Source organism: Streptomyces sp. GLSS-08, from assembly GCF_056387915.1.
This window is the reverse complement of sequence record NZ_JBWJAQ010000016.1, coordinates 62,377-81,080: the sequence shown is the minus strand read 5'-3', so window position 1 is coordinate 81,080 and position 18,704 is coordinate 62,377. Positions and strand designations below refer to the sequence as shown.

The window sequence follows — 18,704 nt, the reverse complement described above, 5'->3', positions numbered from 1 at the left end:
TCACGTCTCCTCCGTCGGCTGCGGGTCCGGTTCGTCGGATCCGTCATCGTCGTCGGCGATGACGAAGAGGTTGCGGCCACGGCGGCTCGATCCCAGCGGGGCGGGTGCCGACGGCTGCTGCGCTGGTTTGGCCGTCTCACGCCGTCGACGCCGGTGCGCGTCCAGGCTCTCGGTGGCCTCCCGGGCCCGTTCCCGCCACGGCGGCTCCGCATCCGGTGCGCCGAGGGCAGCCAGGCTTGGTGACTTGTTCGGCTTCGGCGGCTGTTGTGGCCGGTCCGTGTCTGCCGCCTGGGCCTGGGTGATCTCCCGCGCGTGCTGCGTCCGCTGGGATTTGGTCAGCTGGGACGGCCACTTCGCGACCGGATCGACGGCCCCCAACATCTCCAGGAGTTTAGGGACGAGCTCGCTGTCAGAGCGCGGCTTGAGGCCTGCTTCCCGTACGCGGGTGAGGAGTTCCTCGACTCGGGCGTCACCGAAGGCCGGCATCTCGCCTTCCGGCGGCAGGCCCGTCCAGCGCAGTTCGTGCCATTCATGGGTGTCGGGATCCTGGAAGTACACCACCCGCCGGTCGCGGGGTTCGCGGTGGATGACCCAGTGCTGCTTGTAGCGGCCCCCGCGCGCGGAGTTCATGTCGGGCTGGTGCAGTAACGCGGCGTCGTACCAGAGCCCCTTGACCTTCACGCCCCGCCGGTGGATCCGCTTCACGTGGTGCTCGGGCAGGAAGCGGTAGTACGTCTCCGGGGAGGGAATGTCCAGGTCGAAGCCCTCCTGGGCGAAGGAGGCGGCAAACAGGGTGTTGGGGCTGTGATCAGCGCCGGGATCCCAGCTGGGCGCGAACTCGCCGAGCCTGCGGTTCTGCCACACCTTCACAACCCAGGTCGCGATGAAGTGTTCCATCTCGGCCAGGGTGAGCACCGCGTCGCCTTCCGGGTCCGCGCCGCGATCGGAGACGTCAACCCCCGTGTAACCAGCCAGCTTCTCGAACACCAGCGAGCGGATACTGCCGAAGACGCGCTCCACCGCGCTCTTGTCCTGCGGGCGCAGCACGCGCGCCGGAAGAATCCGGCAGCCCATCGCCTCTTGGACATCCACCAGATGGTGATTGCGGTAGACGGAACCGTGGTCGGAGGTGACGGTCTCGGGGGTGAAGAACGGCAGCCCGGCCACCTCGTACCCGGCGAACTCGGAGACCACGGCGGCCGGCAGCCCCGGATAGGGCCATTCCATGTCCTCGCCCCACTCCTCCCGCATGGGCAAAGGCAGCATGACGTCGCGCAGCACCATCGCGACGTCCACCGAGGAGTCCGACACCAGCGTGAGCCGGAACGCGCAGATGGAGTGGGTGTAGACGTCCAGCGCCAAAGTGAGGTGGACGGTGATCGGGTCACCGAAAACGTTCTCGCGGACCATCACCGGCAGGATCGTCGTGTCCAGCGCGACGACCTGGCCAGGGCGGGTCACGAGCACATGCCCGTTCTTGGTGGGCAGTTCGGCCGAGCGCTCATACTTCTGTCGGGCGCCGCCCGGCCCGAACCACTCCTTCCACACCCGCAGCAGCGTGTGGTAGCTGGGGACCTCGATCTTCTCGCTCTCGTCCCCGTCCTCGTCTTCGTTCTCGAAGGTCTCCCGCACATAGCGACGGATCATGATCTCGCGGGTGCGTGCGCTCACCCGGGACCGGTGGTGCTGCGTCTCCGCCCTGACCGCGAAGATCGCCTCGCGAACCTCCTCGCTGACGCTCGGGTGTCCCCCGCTCACCCGCAGCCACCGGTGATCGGCGCAGCCCACGATCCCGTATTTCCTGCGCCTGCGCTCCCAGCGCTCCAGCGTGCGCACCCCGACGTGCGCGACGCCCAGAAGCAGCTTGGCCTCTTCGGGCCTCAGCGCCGACAACTCAGCGGCCTTCGCCGCCCGCCGCTCAGTCAGCGTCGAACGGTCCGGGTCGTACTCAGGATGCGGCTCCCCCGGCTCGGGACGGAACGGATCACCACTGCGGAAACCACAGTTGACCTCCATCAGATGCGCGAAACGTTGTTCCATCAAGGGCCGCTTCTCCGGCTTCACATCACTCCACGAAGCCGACTGCCGCCCACGGTCGGCGCCCTCCGCCGCTGTACACGACGACGGCCGACAACGCGGGTGGTTGGTCAGGAAGCGGAAGCTCGCCCGCTGGCGCTCGCCGTCCGCACGCACCAGGTGGACCCGCCCCAGATGGGGTTCCTGCCGTTCGACCAGCCACTCCACCTCGTCGAGCACCACGCCCGCGCCGGGCGAGAGATCCAGTGCCACCGCCCCCATCATGAGACGCCTCCCGCCAGCACCACCCGCGAACTGTCCGTCAACGGCTGAGCAAGGTCGATCCCAAGCCTGCGATGCCACAACAAGTGCAGCAACTGGGCCCGTGCCACCGGCCAATACGTCTGCGCGGCCGCCAACTCTCTAAATGTGAGCCCTTCTTCGGCATGAGCAAGCAGATCGGCTTGAATGCCGAGCACGTCGCGTGTCGGACGGCGCCTCCCGTACAACGCGCCGAGCGTGGAGCGCACATGCGGACGCCACTCGGCCGCGACCGCGTAGTGCCACCCGCAGGCCAACGCCACTTCCTCCGCAGCCGCGAACGACTCCAGGTCCTCGGGCTCGATCAGATCTCGGGGCCGCACGTCGATCAGCCAGGTCCCCACCCGCGTGACTGCGAAGAAGTCCGGGGTGTGATTGCGCCACTTCTCCACCGCACGGAACCGGATACGCAACGGCTGCGACAGCACTTCCACCAGGTCACCGGCAAAGTCCAGAGCTACCAGCAGCTGATCCTCTTCGAGGCTCTCGAACCCATGCAGGCGCCCCGTCGACACCAGCGACTCCAGACCGGGCCTATGCCGCTGCTCCCGCCGCCAGGTGAACCCCCGCATCGGCCCACGGCTCGCCACCGGCACCTGCCCCAAGTGCCGGACCGGCCCCGCGATCTCGTCCCCGGCGTACTTCCACGTTGCCGTCCACCGGTCCGGCCAGCCATCGGACAGGTCCAGGTCGCCCCGCCCCGCGTCCAGCGAGACAGGGACCAGCAGGTCCGTCCACGTACAGCTGTGGGACCACAAGGAGCCCCGGGTATCGCTCATAGTCCCAGGTAAGCCGCGCGCATCCCGTCGGAGGAGCGATCTTCGAAGTTGGCGACAACTTGCCTGCAAAATGCACGGACCACGTCAACAACGATGCGAATTCGGCGACAGATATCGTGCTCAGTGCTTCAAGAAAGGCCAGGTCGGGGTGAGAGGTTAACGACAACTATCGTGCTCAGTCTCAGGACCACTGAGCCTGAGCAAGATAGTTGTCACTTGAGCAAGACAACTGTCACCGCTCAGCTCGGCGGACCCCCGTACAGGCGAGGACCGCGCTGGCGTCGTCGGCGAAGAAGAGCATGAAAGCCCACGTCCGGTCCGGTGCGGAGACGCAGCCGATCCTGACCTGAGTGGCTTCGAGCTGGGTGAGGATGTCGACGGTAGACGGCAGGGCGAGAGTCTCAGCACCTCGCTTCCTCGCCCGTCGGAGGCGAGCCGCGTAGATGCCAGCGAGCTGCTGGCTGGGAACACTGCCGTCCCACACGACGAAGTCGCCTCCGCCGAGAAGTGCCGCCCTGGCGGGTTCACAGGCCACAGTCTGGTCGCCCAGCATCCCGGCAAGTTCCGCACGGTCCATCTGGCTTCCTCTCTCGCGGTGCCCCGCTGTCCGCTCAGTCGTCAAAGTGGAGTTCAGACCGGGTCCAGAGCGTGAGGTCGCTGCTGGTGGCGACAGTGAGGGTCGGGGCGAGGGAACCGGCTGCGCGGAGTTCCGGGTACTGGGAGTGAAAGATGTGCCTCGTCCCTCCCGCTGGTCGTTTGTAGGCCCCCCGTCGGCGGAGAGGGTGGCGCGGTCGCGGCGCCAATCGGGGTTGACGACACCAGCCCAGCAAACAATTTGAGAGCTGACCGGTGGATCGAGGATTCACACTAGATGCTCGACCGTGACGCTGCCCCAACGATCGGCGAGATAGTCCGCGACCAACCGGCGGTGGCAGTGGTGCGGCTTGTCTTCGCTGCAGAGCAGAACTGCGTTGTCGATCAGGCCCTGTGGGACGACATCCTCAATAGTCCGTTGCTCCATCAGTTTCAGGAATCGGTTTTCGTATGCATCCCAGCCGGTTCCCTGCTTTTTGTAGTCATCGAGGATGACCTGCGTCGGCGCCAGGTCAGGTCTGTGCATGTACCCCATGCCACAGAGCTCAGCGAGGAAAAACTTCAGGTCATCCCGCTTGGCGAAGCCTGCCAATTGTGAAACGTTGTTGAGTCGGACATCGACCAGGGTCGTCGCGCCCGATGTGCGCAACAGACCGAAGAACTTTTCGGCGGATTTCTTCGTGAACCCGATAGTGTAGATTTTCATGCCTCGGCTGCCTTGTCGGCGCGAAACTCATCCTTGATATACGCGATTCGGCTTTCCTGGCGACTCAGCGCCTCTTTGAGACGCTCAGCTGGAGTCCGGAATAGTTCCTCTTCCGCCAGCCCGAACTTGACCATGAGGCGCTCCATCACTGCGGCATGGCTCTCAATTCGACCGTTGCCATGGATGTGGCTGATCGTAATGCCGTGCTCGGTGAGGACCTGCGCGACGAGTACCGTGCGATGGCAGTCCAAGGGCTCACCTTCGGCGCACATAAGGGCGATCCGCTCGGTTCGTGCACCCTTTTTCAAGCGATCAATTCCGTTGATGAATGCAGGCGTCTGCGCAAGGCGGCCGTACTGCACCTGGCCGTCGATGTAGCAGGTGGCATCATCTGTACGCGCTCCGAGTTCCTCGCCCAGGAAAACGTATTTTATGCCGGCATCGCGCAAACCGTGCTCCAAAGGGACCCGGTTAAAATGGGGAGTGAACCGACTGACAGGAACCGAGCGGACATCGGCCACTGCGGTTACCTCGCTCTGCTGAAGCAGCCAGACCAATGTCGGAAATTCATGGTTGGAGTGACCGATGGTCAGCATCATGCCGGACGTCACCGCCTGCCATTTGGTTCCACTTTGGCGCGCTCAACGACCGCCGCCACCAACTTATAGAGGTAACCCTCAAACTCCTCACTGAGGCTTACCGTCAGGAAAGAATCACCCAGCGAATAACGTCCGATGCCCTGTTCTCGGAACTTCTCTTCGCACACCGGATCGGTCACTTTCAGGGAATAGAAAGATCCGCCGTGTTGAAACTCGGCGCGCACGGTCAACCTCGCGTCAGTGGGCCAAGAGTGATCCACGTTTATCGTCGCGCCATCGACCCGGATGAGCTTGAGTGAGTCCATCACTGTTCCCTCCTGGTCAGCTGGCACTCGGTCGTTACTGCCAGCATACGTGTGATAGCCGTTCCTCCATAACCGTGTGGAGGGTTCCTCCAGGAGACACAGTTCACCCCACCCGACCTGTCCTTCCTTTTGCCATCGGACGCCGGGATCAAGGAGCCAGTTTTCCTGATGGAAGGCGATGGGCTTAGGCTCGATGAGTCGCATGGAAACGATGTCAAGCAGGCACGGTTCGATCCCGTTCGAATATTGCCGCTCAGTCGCGGATACCTCATGACCTGGACGGCCACTGACGGGACGTATCCAGCTATTCGAATTAATTTCGATGCCCGCAACGCACCGCCCACCGTGTTTGCGGGAATTTGCCAAACACACCAATTTTTTGATCGTTGCCACGTTGCCCCCCGAACACGCCGCGCCTGGACGCGTTCATAGTAATGGAGTTGCTCAACTCCGGACAGTGAGCGCTGTGCATCGCGAAGTTGCAGGTCACGATTCTGGTGTGTGCGATGGCCGGCTCAAACTGGTCGCGGGCGGATGACTTCGGCGGAGATCGTCGGTCACCGGAAGGCGTCGCGGTTCGTCAGGACCAGCAGAGCCCTCACCCGGTTCCGGGCGAGCTTGTAGCCGGTGGTCACCGCCGGATCGGCGTCAGGGCCGCTGTCGTCGAGCCCGACGAAATCGCAGGTCGGCGATGGCTCCGAGGCTGGCCGCCCACAGCCTGGCCTGCGACTTGGTTCAGGATGGCTCCGAGAGGCGCGGCGATAGCCCTCTTAACCGTCATCCCTTCGCAGGCGGACGGGCTCAGGCCCGTACCGGCCCCGGCGAGCAGGCGCGGCTGAACGCACAGTGGGTCCGCCAGTGGCCGCCGCCGCGACGACATCTCGTCCACCGTCACCAGCACATGTGGCTTCCACCGCGTAGTGCCAGCCGCAGGTCAGCGCGGCCTCGGCGGTCGCCGCGAAGGACTCACGGTCCTCCTGCTGGATCAAGTCGGCGGGGCGGACGTCGATCAGCCAGATACCCAGGCAACTGATCGCGAGGAAGTCCGGCGTGTGCTTGCGCCAACCAGCAGCCGTACGGAACTTCAGCCGCAGCGGCTGCGAGAGAACTTCGGTCACATCGCCTGCGAAGTCCAGAGCCAGCAGCAGCCCGGCTGCTACCAGGCTTTCGAAACCGTGCAGACGCCCCGTACTGACCATGTACTTCAGCCCGGGACGATGACGCTGATCCCGCCTCCATGTGAAGCCCCGCATCGGCCCCAGCCCGGTGACCGGAGCCGCTGCCAGGTCGGCCACCGGACAGGTCACCTCGCCCCCGGCATAACGCCAGGTCGCCGTCCACTGTCACGTCCAGCCCTCGGCCAGGTCGAGCCTGTCCCGCCCAGCACCGAGCGAGACAGGGACGAGCAGGTCTTCCCACCGGCACGCATGCGACCACAAGGGCCCATGCCCTGCGCCGTCAGCCGCCTTGGCGTGTACGCTGCCGGATCCTTGAATCTCCGCCATTCCCTCAACCAAGCGAAGCCCTGCGTACGGCGTAGGCGATCTTCGGTACTGGTGACAGCAAGACCGCAAACAGCCTCAATGTGACAAGAAGGATGCACTTTCAGTACAGCAATCCTGCTCACGCCGCCTCGGAGTGCAAGGCCGAGGCAGTTGTCAGGTGACAACTGCCGTGCTCAGTCACAACCACCGGACCACCCCCGCGACCCGGCGTCCGTTTCCCGTCCGTCTGCGGTTCCCGCCGAGTCTGCAGCGTGAAGTGGACGGGTCCCGGACGACCCGCGCAGCGGGCAGCCCCACCGGGCATTTCAGGATGGCTGGACCTGGTCGAAGAGTGCGAGGGCTTCGGCGGGGTCCGGGCTCACGAGACGCTCCAGACCGGCCGTCGTGATCTTCGCCCATCTGCCGGCCCGTGCCCACATCTGTTCCTCGAAGGCGCGGACGGCCTCGTCCAGATGTCCAGGACCGGGGGCGGTGGCGATGGACTCGGCGAGTTCGGCGCCTTCCAGCATCGCGAGGTTCGCGCCCGCCCCCAGTGGGGGCATCAGGTGGGCGGCGTCGCCCAGTAGCGTCACCCCGGGGACGTGGGTCCAGGTGTGGGACACGGGCAGGACGTAGAGGGGGCGGTGGACGAAGGCGGTGCCGTGCCGGAGGAGGTCGAGGACGGGAGCGGCCCAGCCTTCGAACAGAGCCAGCAGGCTCGATCGCACGGCCTCGACGTCGGCCGGGTCCAGGTTCGCGTGCCAGTCCAGCGGCGCGCGGAACTGGGCGTACACCTTGACGTGGCCACCGCTGTTGCGCTGGGCGACGAGTCCGCGGTTCACGCCGTAGGCAGCCACGGAACCGTCGCCGATCAACCGGGCGAGGTCGGGGTGGCGGGTGTCGACGCCGTCGAGGGAGGTCTCGACATAGGTGACGCCGGTGTAGTGCGGCGTCACCGATGAGACTGCCGGACGGGTCCGGGACCAGGCGCCGTCCGCGCCGACCACGAGGTCGAACGTCTCCTGTCGCCCGTCCGCGAAATGGACCAGTACGCCATCCCGGGTCCCCGGCACCACCTGCGTCACGCCCCGGCCCCACTGGACGTCGAGCGGGCCGAGCAGCAGGTCACGGAGTTGCCCGCGGTCGATCTCGGGATTGGCCCGGTCATCCGGACGGGGTCGCCAGTCGCGCAGGACGGTCCCGTCCGTGTCCAGGATGCGCATGGCCTGTCCCTCGGGACGGGACAGCGCCCGGAACTCCGCCAGCAGCCCCGCCTTGTCCAGCGCGAGCTGGCCCAGCCCTTCATGCAGGTCCAGCGTGCCGCCCGGGGGGCGGGCGTCGGGGGCGGGATCGCGTTCGAGGACGGTGACGGGGTGGCCGTGGCGGTGCAGGACGCGGGCGAGGGTGAGGCCGGCAGGACCGCTCCCGACCACTGCGATGCGATGTCTCATGTCGATACACTGTATTGAACGCATACGGTGCATCGCAACGGTACGGTGTGAGCATGACTGTCTGGGACCGGCCGGAGCCGCCGACTCAACCCGTGCCGCTCGACCGGGAGCGGATCGTCGCCGCCGCCATCGCGCTGGCCGACGAGGGCGGGCTGGGGGCGGTGTCGGTGCGCAAGGTCGCGGCCCGCCTGGACGCCGGCCCCATGCGGCTGTACAGATACATCTCCACCAAGGAGGAGCTGTTCGACCTCATGGCGGACGAGGTCCAGGCCGAGATCCTCCCCGAGGAACAGCCCGGTGACTGGCGGGAGGCACTGCGCATCCTCGCCCAGCGCACGAGGCAGGCCGCTCTCCGTCACGAATGGCTGGCCGACCTGCTCGGGGGCCGCCCCGCCCTGGGTCCGAACGGCCTCGCCGTCACCGAGGCCACGCTGGCCGCCTTCGACGGTCTCGCCGATGTCGACACCGTCATGCGCGCCGTGGAGACTGTCAGCGCGTACTTCATTGGTGCGATCAGGCGCGAGATCGCGAACCTGCGGGCCGAGCACGCCACGGGCCTGTCCAAGCGCGACTGGCAGCGCGCCCACGGCCCGCACATGACGAAGATACTGGCCACCGGCCGCTTCCCGGCCCTGGCCAAGGCCGTGTACGACGGTACGGACGTGGACGCCGAGACATCCTTCGCAACCGGCCTGGACTGGGTCCTCGACGCCGTGGCCGCCAAACTCACCGGGCCGCCGGGGTGACGCTCAGCTCTGGCCGGGAGCCCCTCACCTCGGATGCCACGCCGGTGTCACGGACGGAGGCTCGATGAGCCAGCGCCCAGGGGCACGAGCAGCGTTGAGGGACAGGGATCGGGTGCGCATGGATGACCGGCTGCACCCGGTCGTGGGCCTGTCCGGGACGACAGCGCGGCTCCCCGCAAGCGGTTGGGGTGCCTCGGTGACCACCTGGCTGGAGGCCGGCGAGCAGATGACTTCCCTGGCGAGCGATGTCCGGGCCTTCCTCACTCAGGAATAGCAAGTGGTAGCCGGCATGCGCATCACCTGGACGCCTGCGGGATCCGGGTGGGCTGACTGCACCCTTGAAGATCACTCACCAGTGCGCCCGGGGAGCTCCTGACCGCGGCCCGGCTCGTCGCGGGTGAGACGGAGGCCCGTGCCCAGTTCGAGGCCGAGCCGACCGCCTACCGGTGGATCTTCTACCGCGAAGGCGTGGACACCTCGACCCGCGTGCCGGAACCGCGTCACGGCAGCGATCACGACAGGAGTTTCAGGCGAGGCCCTCGATGAATTCCGTGAGCGCGGTGCGCAGGATCTCGGGCTGTTCAAGGTGCAGGTCGTGGCCGGTGCCGGGGATGCTCATGGCCTTGGTGGCGGGTCGCTGCCGGAGCATCTCGTCGGCTTCCTGCGCGGGGATGAAGCTGGATTGCGCCAGGACGACCAGGGTGGGGCACGCGACCCGCCCCCACTCGTGCCAGAAGGAACTCTGGGCGTTCTCCGCCAGCGAGCGGACCATCACGTCCCGGTCGAAGCGAGGCCACCATCCGCCCTCGCGTTCCTCCAGCCCGGCCGCCCAGCCTGCGCCGACCGGTCCGCCGCCGAGGAACGCGGCTGCCGCTTCGCGTGAGGGGAACGGGGTCGGCCACGAGTCGAGCCATCCGCCGATGTCCGCGGGGCTGTCCGGGTTCGCACCGCCGGGGCCGGCCTCGACGAGCACGAGCGCGCGGACGAGCCCGGGACGCGCGGCGGCGGTGAGCATGGCCGTGTGCCCGCCCAGCGACTGGCCGACCAGGACGGGCCGCTCCAGCGCCAGTTGATCGACAACGGCGATGACGTCGGCGACGTATGCGGCGCGGGAGACGTCCCGCGGGTAGCGCTCGCTGACGCCGTGCCCACGCTGGTCGACCGCGACGACCCGGTACCGGGAGCTCAAGTGCTGTGCCAGCACGTCCCATTCACCCGCGTGACCGGCCAAGCCGTGCAGCAGCACGATGGGCTTTCCCTGACCGCCCCAGTCCCGGCAGGCAAGCCGGACGCCGTCTTGCACCACTACTTGTTCAGACCATGCCACGTCGGCCCCCCAGGTAATCGGCTGGTCTCGATCATGCCGCAACCGCCTCGGGGCGTTCGAGGAGCCGGCCGCGTTTGAAGCGGACCCCGGCGCGGACGAGGGCGACCAGGCGGGGGGCGTTCGCAGAAGTGCGAAAGGAGGCGCGACCGGGGCCCGGGCCATCGCCATGACAGCTCCGGGCCCGGCCGCCCACCGTTTGACGGCCCGCTCAACGAGGAACCGTTCGTCCTCCCCGCCGCCGCGGGGGTGCTCCACCGGCGTCCGCACCGACCCACCACGCTCCCCACGGCCCTTCTGACCGGACCAGAAAGCCAAACGCCGCAGGCGTACTAGGCTGTGCGCCGGTCGGCCCCAGGCGCAGGGTCCCGGGGGGCGGGGAACAGGATGTCCGTAGAACGTCACATAGCGGGGATGCTCCGGCAGATCGCCCGTCAGCAGGCCGTCGTGGAGATCGCCCCCCAGGGCACCACGCTGAAGGCGGCCGCCCTGGCGCACGTGGCGGAGCAGTACGGCTACACGTACGGCACGGCGTACAGGACCGGGTACAAGAACTCGCTCGTCCAGGTCCGGATGTACCGGGACCCGCGGCCCGACGCGCGCGTCCGCGAGGCGGCCACCATCACCACCCATCCGCAGGCGGGCAACGGCGGGACAGTGCCGGGGCTGGAGCAGGGCTCACTGAAGCCGCTCCCCGAAGCGGCCGGTGCCGTGGCCGTGCTGAAGGACCTCGTCACCTTCGACGTCATGGCCCTGTACGTCGCCGACCGGACCCAGAAGGTGCTGGGCTACCTCGCCTGCGCGGTCCTGACCGTCCTCCTGCTCATCGACAGGTCGCCAGTCGAAGCGGTCGCCTCCGGCGGGGCGGTCGCGCTGCTCTTCACCGTGGCGTTCAAGGTGGGCGCGATCCGCCGCGGGCAGATCGCACAGCGGCTGACGGACGCCGGGTTCCTCGCGGTCCGCGACGAACAGGGCGGCCAGCGGTTCCTGCGCCCGGGGCAGCAATTGCCCGGCCACACCGACCCGTTCGCCGTTTGAGGCCCTGGCCTGCGGCGCAGGCAGGCCTGCGACACCGCTGGGCAGCTGCCGCCGGCCGAACCCGCCCGCTGGCGCGGAGCCTGACGGTGGAGAAGGCCGACTCGATCGGATTCGTGGTCCGCAGGTGGATCCAGCGCCCGGCCGCCCGAACATTGCCCAACTGCCGTGCCCCGCACTACGGTTGTCCCATGACTGCCGGGTCGGCCTTGTGCCGTGAGCGAGTTGGGTGCCCGGCCTCCGAGTGAGGCCCGGGCGGGCCAGGAGTCCGCCCTTCTTTTCTTCTCCTCTCCGCCTCACCACGGGTGCGCGCGTCCGCACTGCGTGGCGGTCTCCCCTGCCCGGAAACGGGGGAAAGGCGTCGGGAGGACCACGGAAGAGGAAGGAATCCAGGCCCACGGACGAAAGCAGCGCATGCCCAACCCCTTCAACCAGCAGATCATCGAAGAGTTCCGTGCCAACGGCGGCCGCGTCGGCGGTCCTTTCGAGGGAGCACGCCTGCTCCTGCTGACCACCACCGGCGCCCGGACCGGCACCCCGCACACGACGCCCGTCGCTTACTACCCCGACGGCGCCGACCGGGTCCTGGTCATCGCCTCGGCCGGCGGCTCGGACCGGCACCCCGACTGGTACCGCAACCTGGTCGCCCACCCCCGCGTCACGGTGGAGAACGGCGTCTTCACGTACGAGGCCGAAGCCCTCGTCCTGGAGGGCGCCGAGCGGGACGACGTCTTCGCGCGCGCCGTCGAGGCCGACCCGGGCTGGGCGGAGTACCAGGCGAAGACGGAACGCGTCATCCCCGTCGTCGCCCTCCGCGAGATCCCCGTGGCCGGCCCGCCGAGCTTCGCGGCGAGTTCCCCCGGCGAGGCCGTGAAGCTGGTCCACCGGGCCTTCCGGCGCGAACTCGGCCTCATCCGGCAGGAGTTCGCCACCTCGGGCACCGCCCTGGGCGCCCAGCTCCGCATCAACTGCCTCACCCTCTGCCAGGGGCTGCACCTTCACCACACCGGTGAGGACACGGCACTGTTCCCGTTCGCCGCCCGCCGCGACCCCGGACTCGCGCCGGCCCTGGACCGCCTGCGCGACGAGCACGAGCGGATCGCCGCTCTCCTCGAAGAGCTGCGCCGGGCCGTCTCCGCCGAGGACGCGGACCCCCGCACCGTGCTCGCCGAGGTGGACCGCCTCACCGGCGAACTCGAAGCGCACCTGGTCTACGAGGAGGAGGTACTGGTCCCCGTCCTGGAGGCCGCGTCGGCGTCCGCTTCCTGATCACGGCCGCCCGGCCGACCGCCCCTGTCCCGGTGAGCCGGAGTGCCGTCTCACCAGGGCAGCGGGCGGGCGTGCACCACGTCCAGCCGCGAGACCGCCCGGGTCAGCACCACGTACAGCCGGTGCAGCCCGCGTGCCTCGGCCTCCGCGATCGCCGCCGGCTCGACGGCCACGACATGGTCGTACTCGAGGCCCTTGGCGAGGGAGGCGGCCAGCACGGTGACCCGGACGCCCAGCTCGCCAGGACCGGCGTACGGGATGCCCGCGGCGTCGAGCGCGTCCCGTACCCGTACGGTCTCCGCGTCGGCGGCGATGACGCCGACGGACCCCTCGTGGGCGAGGGCGTCCCGCACGGCGGCGACCGTCTCCGGGAGCACGTCGACGGCCGCCCGGACCGTCAGCTCCCCGTCCCTGCGCAGCGACCGCGCCCTCGGGACGTCCACCTCCAGCCGTTCGAGGAGCCGGTTGGCGAGCCCGGCCACCGCCTTCGGTACCCGGAAACCGGTGGTCAGCGGCACCACCCGGGCGTCCGGCTTGCCCAGTTGCGCCAGCAGCTCGGGCCAGGTGCGGGCGGCCCAGGGGGTCGTGCCCTGCGCCAGGTCCCCGAGCACCGTCAGCGACCCGAAGGACGCCCGCCGCGCGATCGCCCGGCACTCCATCGGTGACAGGTCCTGCGCCTCGTCGACGACCACGTGGCCGTAGCCCCGCGGGTGTTCGAGGAGGCCCGCGACCTCGTCGAGGAGGACGAGATCCGCGGCCGACCACCGTGCCGATCTGTACGACCTCGGCGCTCTCGCCCACAGGAGCGCCTTCTGCTCGTCCGCGTCGAGGATCCCGTCCGCCGCCGCCGCGAGCGCCCGCGGATCGGTGAGCAGCTCCGCCACGACCTCCTCGGCCCGCACCCGGGGCCAGACCGCGTCGACGTACGCGCTCATCGCCCGGGCCCGGGAGATTGTCTGCACCCAGGCGTCGGTCCGCGGTCCGGCGCGCCGCTCCGCCTGTGCCTGGAGACACCGCACGGCCCGCGTCCGCACCCGCTCCCGTCCGGTCGCGTACGGCGGCTCCTCGGCCCGTACGCCCGCCACGATCCGTTCGAGGGCGGCGGCCGGGATCCGCCACCGGTAGGAGCCGTCCGGCACGGCCAGGGAGTCGGCACCGCCCGGCGTCACCCGCGCGTACAGGGCGCGGTGCAGCACCCGTGCCATCCGGGCGTCGTGCTTGAGGACCGCGGCCCGTCCGTCGTCCTCGGCGGTGACGGGGTGCCGGGCGATCTCGTCACCGACGGTCGACTGGCGGACCCCCGTCTCGCCGAGGGCCGGCAGCACCTCGGAGATGTACGACAGGAAGGTGCGGTTGGGTCCGAGGATCAGCAGGCCGCCGCGCCGGACGCGCTGCGGGCAGGTGTAGAGGAGGTACGCGGCGCGGTGCAGCCCGACCGCCGTCTTGCCGGTGCCGGGCGCGCCCTGCACGCACACCGAGACCGTCGGGTCGCCCCGGACGAGGTCGTCCTGTTCGGCCTGGATGGTCGCGGCGATGTCCCGCATGGGCCCGACACGGGGACGTTCGATCTCGTCGGCGAGGATGGCGCTGCCCTGCCCGGGCGCCCCGGGTGCGCCGTGACCGTCCGGGCCGCCGCCCGTCAGGGGCTCGTCCTCCAGGCCGGTGAGATCGGCCGAGTCCCCGCGGCTGCCGGGCGCCCAGCCGAACCGCCGGCGCACGGCGACGCCCTGCGGATCGCGGGCGCTCGCCTGGTAGAAGGCGCGCGAGACGGGGGCGCGCCAGTCGACGACGAGCGGTGGGGCGGAGGGCCGCTCGGTGATCCGGAGCCGGCCGATGTGGTAGCTCGCCCCGGCGTGCTCGCCCCCGCCGGCGTCGAAGTCGAGCCGCCCGAAGAACAGCGGGCCCTCGGGAAGCTCGCGCAGTTCCTTGGCACGGCTGCGGAACCGGTGTCCGAGGACTTCGGCGTCGGCGCCGGACGCGGACACGTCCTCGCCGGTGACGACCTGTTCCCGGGCTCCCTCGACCATGGCGGCGAGAGCGGCGCGGCAGGTCTCGTGGTGGGCGCGTTCACGGGTGAGGGCACGGACGGGGCCGGGGGACTGGTCGGGTGACGTCATTCCATCGAGCGTAGCGCATAACTTTACTCGGTCACATATTTGTCTCGGTTGCCATCAGGGCCCGCTCCAGTCGGCCGAAGGCCCGCTCGGCGGCGGCGACGGCTTCGCCGCGGACCTCCGCGGCCTCTTCCCCTGCCGCCATCCGCCGCCAGTTCTCCAGGGCGAGGACGCGCTGCACGGCGATGGTCTGCCCGGCGGCGAGCCGGGCGTCGAGGTCGCCGCCGAGCGCCTCCGCGAGCGCCGACTCCGAGCGCTCCAGGTACGCGTGCAGGCGTCCCGCGAGCGACGGCGTCCCGTAGAGCAGCCGGTGGAAGGCGAGGACGCGGGGGTCGTCGTTGAGCCCGGTGACCGGATCGAACCGTTCGAGGCCCGCGACGAAGTGCTTCCGCAGCGCCCCGGTCGCGGACTCCCCCGCCGGACGCCCGGCGACCACCCGCGCCGCCTCGTCCTCGTGGTCGGCGAACCGGTGGAGGACGAGGTCCTCCTTGGCCGGGAAGTACCGGAAGAGGGTCGGCTTGGAGATCTCCGCGGCGGCGGCCACCTCGGCGACGGACACCTCGTCGAACCCCCTGTCCAGGAAGAGCCCGATCGCGATGTCGGAGACAGCCTGGTACATCCGCCGCTTCTTGCGCTCGCGCAGCCCCGTTTCAGCCATGCCCAGAGCCTACGCACCCCGGCCGCCCCGGCACCCTTGACCTCAAGCGCGCTTGAGGCCGAACACTGCCGTGCGTCCGCACCGATCCGCGGTAGCGCCGGTCCACGAGGAGAGCACGATGCTGGCAGCACAGGTGACGACGTTCGGCGGCCCGGAGGTCCTGGTGCCCGGGGAGGTTCCCGACCCGGTCCCGGGCCCGGGCGAGGTGGTGATCGACGTCGCCTACGTGGACACGATCTTCGTGGAGACCCAGATCAGGGGCGGCTGGGGCCGCGAGTTCTTCCCGGTGACCCCGCCGTACGTGCCGGGTGGCGGGGTGGCCGGGGTGGTGGGCGCCGTGGGCCCCGGGGTGCCCGGGCACTGGCTGGGCCGACGGGTGACCGCCTTCGTGACGGGCAGCTACGCGGAGCGTGCCGTTGCTCCGGTCCCCGCCCTGGTCTGCGTCCCGGACGGCATCGGCCTCCGTACGGCTGCCGCCCTGGTTCACGACGGCGTGACCGCGGCCGGCCTGATGGAACTGACGAAGGTCCGGGCCACCGACCGCGTCCTGGTCCTGGGCGCCTCCGGAGGCATGGGCACGCTCCTCGTCCAGCTGGCCCACGCCCGGGACGCCCGCGTGGTGGCCCTCGCCCGGGGCGCCGGAAAGCTCGCCCTGGTACGGGAACTGGGAGCCGACGCGGCCGTCGACGCCACGCTCCCCGACTGGCCGGCGGCAGCCGCCGCGGCCCTCGGCGGTGACGACCGCGCCGCCGACGTGGTCCTCGACGGCGTCGGCGGACAGCTCGGCGCGGCCGCCTTCACGGTGACGGCGGACGGCGGCCGCTTCTCGGCCCACGGCGCCCCCACCGGCGGCTTCGCCCCGGTCGACCGGGAGGAGGCGGCCCGCCGCGGCATCACCCTCCTCGGCATCGGCGACCTCCGGTTCGACACCGCCGCCCGGACCCGCCTCGCGACCAGCGCCCTCACCGAGGCGGCGGCGGGCCGCCTGCGCCCCGTGATCGGCGGGACGTTCCCTCTGAACCGGGCGGCCGACGCCCACGCGGCCGTCGAGAGCCGGGAACTGGTGGGCAAGGTCGTCCTGCAGGTGTGAAGGAACGAGGGGACACGGCCTACCCCCGCACCGCCGCCAGCACCGGCTCCAGGGAGTTCACCGTCACCTCCGCGCCCGCCTCCCGCAGGGACTTCTCCCTGGCCTCGTTGCGGGCGTAGCCGAGGAAGGGGACACCCGCCTGCCCGGCCGCCAGGAAGTCGGACGGGGTGTCGCCGATCATCAGGGCGGCGGCGGGGTCGGCCCCCAGTGCGGCGAGGGCCCGGGGGAGGCAGCGCGGGTCGGGCTCGAGGAGGTGCGGCTCCTGGGTCCGGCCGTAGATGTGGGGGTCGAAGCAGGCGAGCAGCCCGCGCGATTCGAGGTACGTGCGGACCACGCGCGGGGAGTTGCTGTCCGTGGCGACGGCGAGCCGCGCGCCCACCGCGGTCCACGTGCGGACCAGCGGATCCGCGTACGGCGTGGGCATCGCCGAGGACACGGCGCGCAGTTCCTCCCGCGTGAGCCGCTCCTCCAGCTCCGCGACGAGGCCGTCACCGGGGCCGCGGCGGCCGACCGCGCGCAGGAGTTCGTGCGGGTCCGGGGACTCGCGCTCCGGCTCCGTCAGCAGACCGCGCGGGCCGCGTCCCTCCAGCCACCTCACGAGGCCGCCGGCGACCCGTTCCGCCTCGTGGACGGTGAAGAGCGTGCAGAGCGGCCCGTCGAAGCCGAGCAGCACGAAGCGTGCCCGGCCGGTCAGCTCCCGCAGGACCCGCGTCTCTTCCGTCACCTGGACAGTCCGCTTCGACGCGTCAGAAGTCACCAGGAGAGTGTCAGGCCCTTCGCGATGGTTGCCCAGAGGGCGTCGGACCACTTCCGCGATTCCTCCACGACGGCGTCCCGCTTCTCGGCGACTGCCCGTGGACGGGCCCAAGGCGGGGCTCGGGTCAGGCAGGAGCGATCAGGCGGGACCTCCAAGTGGATTCAGTGCCAATGGCGTTGGTCACCGGCTCGGCGCGATCTCAGAAGACGTCCGGGCACCACGGCCGCCTGGAGGTGCGCAGCAGCGCGTCGGCGACGGAGGCGGCGCCCGCCCGTTCCTCCCGCACCCGGCCGAGCGCCGCGAGCCGCACCGCCGACTCGTCACCCAGCCACAGGGACGCCAACTCGCCCGCACCGAGCGTGAGTTCCGCGTCCCGCCCGGTCGGGACACAGGACGCGCCGTCCGGCGCCGCGTCGAGCAGGTACCGTCCGGCCGACAGCCCGTCCCGGTCGGTGACCTCCAGGACCAGCGACCCGGTCCCCTCGTACGTACGCGCCTCCAGGGCCCGTACGACATCCAGGATCCGCACCCACAGCCAGTCGGCCTGCGTGGTGATGCGGGCGGCGCGGGGGTCGGGCAGGAGGTGCGGCAGCAGGTCGTCCGGAGCCCGCCAGCCCGACTTCACGCGGGCGATCCAGTCGACCGAGCAGAGGTACTGCCACAGGGCCCGCTCCGCGGCCGGGGTCACCGCGATCAGCCAGTTCACCGACGCCGTGTTGAGCGGCTGCTTCGCGTCGCCCCAGTTGTCGTCCGACGCGTAGGAGACCAGGCCCTCGATCTCACCGGCCGCCGAGCGGTAGAGGGCGTAGAAGGGCTCGGTCCACGCCGCGTGGTCCAGGACCAGCGCGCCGGTGTTCACCTGCCACCAGCGCTCGTCCCGGCTGACGGCACCGGGCTGGACGCGCCGGAGCCGGTCGTGCAGCTCGGGCCCGCTCTTGCGTACGTCCTCGGCGTCCACCAGGTCGATGCGGCCGCCGTCGGCCGGGCCCGACCAGCGGGGGTCGAGGCCCGTCCGCGGCACGTCGACCGTCCACTCGGCGGCGGTGGTCGCGGCACCGAAGCCGTACCGCCCGTAGATCCGGTACTCGGCGGCGATCAGCGTCGCCACCACGTCGCCGCGCTCCTTCGCCGCCGCGAGGTCCCGGGCCATCATGCGGGTGAGCAGTCCCCGGCGGCGGTGCGTGGCGGTCACGGTCACGTTCGAGATGGCGTCGGCGGGTACGGGGGCGCCGCCGACCGCCGTGAGCTCCTGCGGGAACGACCGGAACGTCGCCACGCACCGGGAACCGTCGAAGGCGCCCAGGGTCCGCTCCGGGACGATGTACGAAGACCGGTCGGCGACCTCCTGCTCCGACACGGCCGGTGACCGGAGGAAGCCGGTGTTCAGGGCGCGGAGCCAGTCGGGGATCTCGGCCTCGGTGATCGCTCGTACGTCGGTGTCGTCACGATGGCTCAT

18 protein-coding genes are annotated in these 18,704 nt (G+C 70.0%); 5 read left to right on the top strand and 13 right to left on the bottom strand.

The genetic code is table 11. The annotated features are described in order from the left end of the window. The 8 genes from AC0ZLC_RS25935 to AC0ZLC_RS25900 form a co-directional block, all read right to left on the bottom strand. Nucleotides 1-2,301, bottom strand: coding sequence for a transposase (locus AC0ZLC_RS25935; protein ID WP_476754421.1), 2,301 nt, complete (start codon nucleotides 2,299-2,301; stop codon nucleotides 1-3). Further along, the gene (locus AC0ZLC_RS25930) at nucleotides 2,298-3,116 is read right to left on the bottom strand and encodes a TnsA-like heteromeric transposase endonuclease subunit (RefSeq protein WP_476754371.1); all 819 of its coding nucleotides are present in this window, start codon (nucleotides 3,114-3,116) and stop codon (nucleotides 2,298-2,300) included. Before AC0ZLC_RS25930 ends, AC0ZLC_RS25935 begins: the two co-directional genes overlap by 4 nt. Before the next feature lie 232 nt (nucleotides 3,117-3,348). Beyond that, nucleotides 3,349-3,693, bottom strand: a complete 345-nt coding sequence (locus AC0ZLC_RS25925; protein ID WP_476754370.1) for a hypothetical protein — start codon at nucleotides 3,691-3,693, stop codon at nucleotides 3,349-3,351. A gap of 285 nt (nucleotides 3,694-3,978) precedes the next feature. Next, entirely contained in the window at nucleotides 3,979-4,416 is a 438-nt protein-coding gene (locus AC0ZLC_RS25920; RefSeq protein ID WP_476754369.1) for a DUF488 domain-containing protein, read from the bottom strand. After that, nucleotides 4,413-5,015 carry a DUF488 domain-containing protein gene (locus AC0ZLC_RS25915; RefSeq protein WP_476754368.1) on the bottom strand — a complete coding sequence of 201 codons (603 nt, stop codon included), beginning with the start codon at nucleotides 5,013-5,015 and terminating at the stop codon, nucleotides 4,413-4,415. The genes AC0ZLC_RS25920 and AC0ZLC_RS25915 overlap by 4 nt, the downstream gene beginning before the upstream one ends. An 8-nt stretch (nucleotides 5,016-5,023) precedes the next feature. Further along, complete coding sequence (locus AC0ZLC_RS25910) at nucleotides 5,024-5,692, bottom strand: dual OB domain-containing protein (protein ID WP_476754420.1); 669 nt, start codon at nucleotides 5,690-5,692, stop codon at nucleotides 5,024-5,026. 398 nt (nucleotides 5,693-6,090) lie between these two features. Continuing rightward, complete coding sequence (locus AC0ZLC_RS25905) at nucleotides 6,091-6,615, bottom strand: hypothetical protein (RefSeq protein ID WP_476754367.1); 525 nt, start codon at nucleotides 6,613-6,615, stop codon at nucleotides 6,091-6,093. A 515-nt stretch (nucleotides 6,616-7,130) separates the two neighbouring features. Next, on the bottom strand, nucleotides 7,131-8,255 hold the full coding sequence (locus AC0ZLC_RS25900; RefSeq protein WP_476754366.1) for an FAD-dependent oxidoreductase: 1,125 nt from the start codon (nucleotides 8,253-8,255) through the stop codon (nucleotides 7,131-7,133). Nucleotides 8,256-8,308: 53 nt separating this feature from the next. Here AC0ZLC_RS25900 and AC0ZLC_RS25895 point away from each other — a divergent pair, with 53 nt between their 5' ends. Together AC0ZLC_RS25895 and AC0ZLC_RS25890 are read left to right on the top strand one after the other, a co-directional pair. Then, nucleotides 8,309-9,001, top strand: a complete 693-nt coding sequence (locus tag AC0ZLC_RS25895) for a TetR/AcrR family transcriptional regulator (protein ID WP_476754365.1) — start codon at nucleotides 8,309-8,311, stop codon at nucleotides 8,999-9,001. Nucleotides 9,002-9,065: 64 nt separating this feature from the next. Further along, nucleotides 9,066-9,275 carry a DUF6228 family protein gene (locus tag AC0ZLC_RS25890; protein ID WP_476754364.1) on the top strand — a complete coding sequence of 70 codons (210 nt, stop codon included), beginning with the start codon at nucleotides 9,066-9,068 and terminating at the stop codon, nucleotides 9,273-9,275. A 252-nt stretch (nucleotides 9,276-9,527) separates the two neighbouring features. Here AC0ZLC_RS25890 and AC0ZLC_RS25885 read toward each other — a convergent pair whose 3' ends face one another. Further along, nucleotides 9,528-10,328 (bottom strand): alpha/beta fold hydrolase, encoded by an 801-nt coding sequence (locus AC0ZLC_RS25885; protein WP_476754363.1) that lies wholly within the window; start codon nucleotides 10,326-10,328, stop codon nucleotides 9,528-9,530. Between the two features lie 384 nt (nucleotides 10,329-10,712). On the opposite strand from AC0ZLC_RS25885, the gene AC0ZLC_RS25880 reads away from it, so the two are divergent. Then, nucleotides 10,713-11,363 carry a hypothetical protein gene (locus AC0ZLC_RS25880; RefSeq protein ID WP_476754362.1) on the top strand — a complete coding sequence of 217 codons (651 nt, stop codon included), beginning with the start codon at nucleotides 10,713-10,715 and terminating at the stop codon, nucleotides 11,361-11,363. 411 nt (nucleotides 11,364-11,774) lie between these two features. After that, the gene (locus tag AC0ZLC_RS25875; RefSeq protein WP_476754361.1) at nucleotides 11,775-12,629 is read left to right on the top strand and encodes a nitroreductase/quinone reductase family protein; all 855 of its coding nucleotides are present in this window, start codon (nucleotides 11,775-11,777) and stop codon (nucleotides 12,627-12,629) included. Between the two features lie 50 nt (nucleotides 12,630-12,679). Here the strand turns inward: AC0ZLC_RS25875 and AC0ZLC_RS25870 are convergent, their stop codons facing one another. After that, nucleotides 12,680-14,746, bottom strand: coding sequence for a HelD family protein (locus tag AC0ZLC_RS25870; protein ID WP_476754360.1), 2,067 nt, complete (start codon nucleotides 14,744-14,746; stop codon nucleotides 12,680-12,682). A gap of 31 nt (nucleotides 14,747-14,777) precedes the next feature. Further along, the gene (locus AC0ZLC_RS25865; RefSeq protein ID WP_476754359.1) at nucleotides 14,778-15,401 is read right to left on the bottom strand and encodes a TetR family transcriptional regulator; all 624 of its coding nucleotides are present in this window, start codon (nucleotides 15,399-15,401) and stop codon (nucleotides 14,778-14,780) included. A gap of 118 nt (nucleotides 15,402-15,519) precedes the next feature. On the opposite strand from AC0ZLC_RS25865, the gene AC0ZLC_RS25860 reads away from it, so the two are divergent. Continuing rightward, nucleotides 15,520-16,491 (top strand): zinc-binding dehydrogenase, encoded by a 972-nt coding sequence (locus AC0ZLC_RS25860; RefSeq protein ID WP_476754358.1) that lies wholly within the window; start codon nucleotides 15,520-15,522, stop codon nucleotides 16,489-16,491. Between the two features lie 19 nt (nucleotides 16,492-16,510). On the opposite strand, the gene AC0ZLC_RS25855 is transcribed toward AC0ZLC_RS25860, so the two are convergent. Together AC0ZLC_RS25855 and AC0ZLC_RS25850 are read right to left on the bottom strand one after the other, a co-directional pair. After that, nucleotides 16,511-17,248 carry an HAD family hydrolase gene (locus AC0ZLC_RS25855; protein WP_476754357.1) on the bottom strand — a complete coding sequence of 246 codons (738 nt, stop codon included), beginning with the start codon at nucleotides 17,246-17,248 and terminating at the stop codon, nucleotides 16,511-16,513. Nucleotides 17,249-17,447: 199 nt separating this feature from the next. Then, entirely contained in the window at nucleotides 17,448-18,704 is a 1,257-nt protein-coding gene (locus AC0ZLC_RS25850; protein WP_476754356.1) for a GNAT family N-acetyltransferase, read from the bottom strand.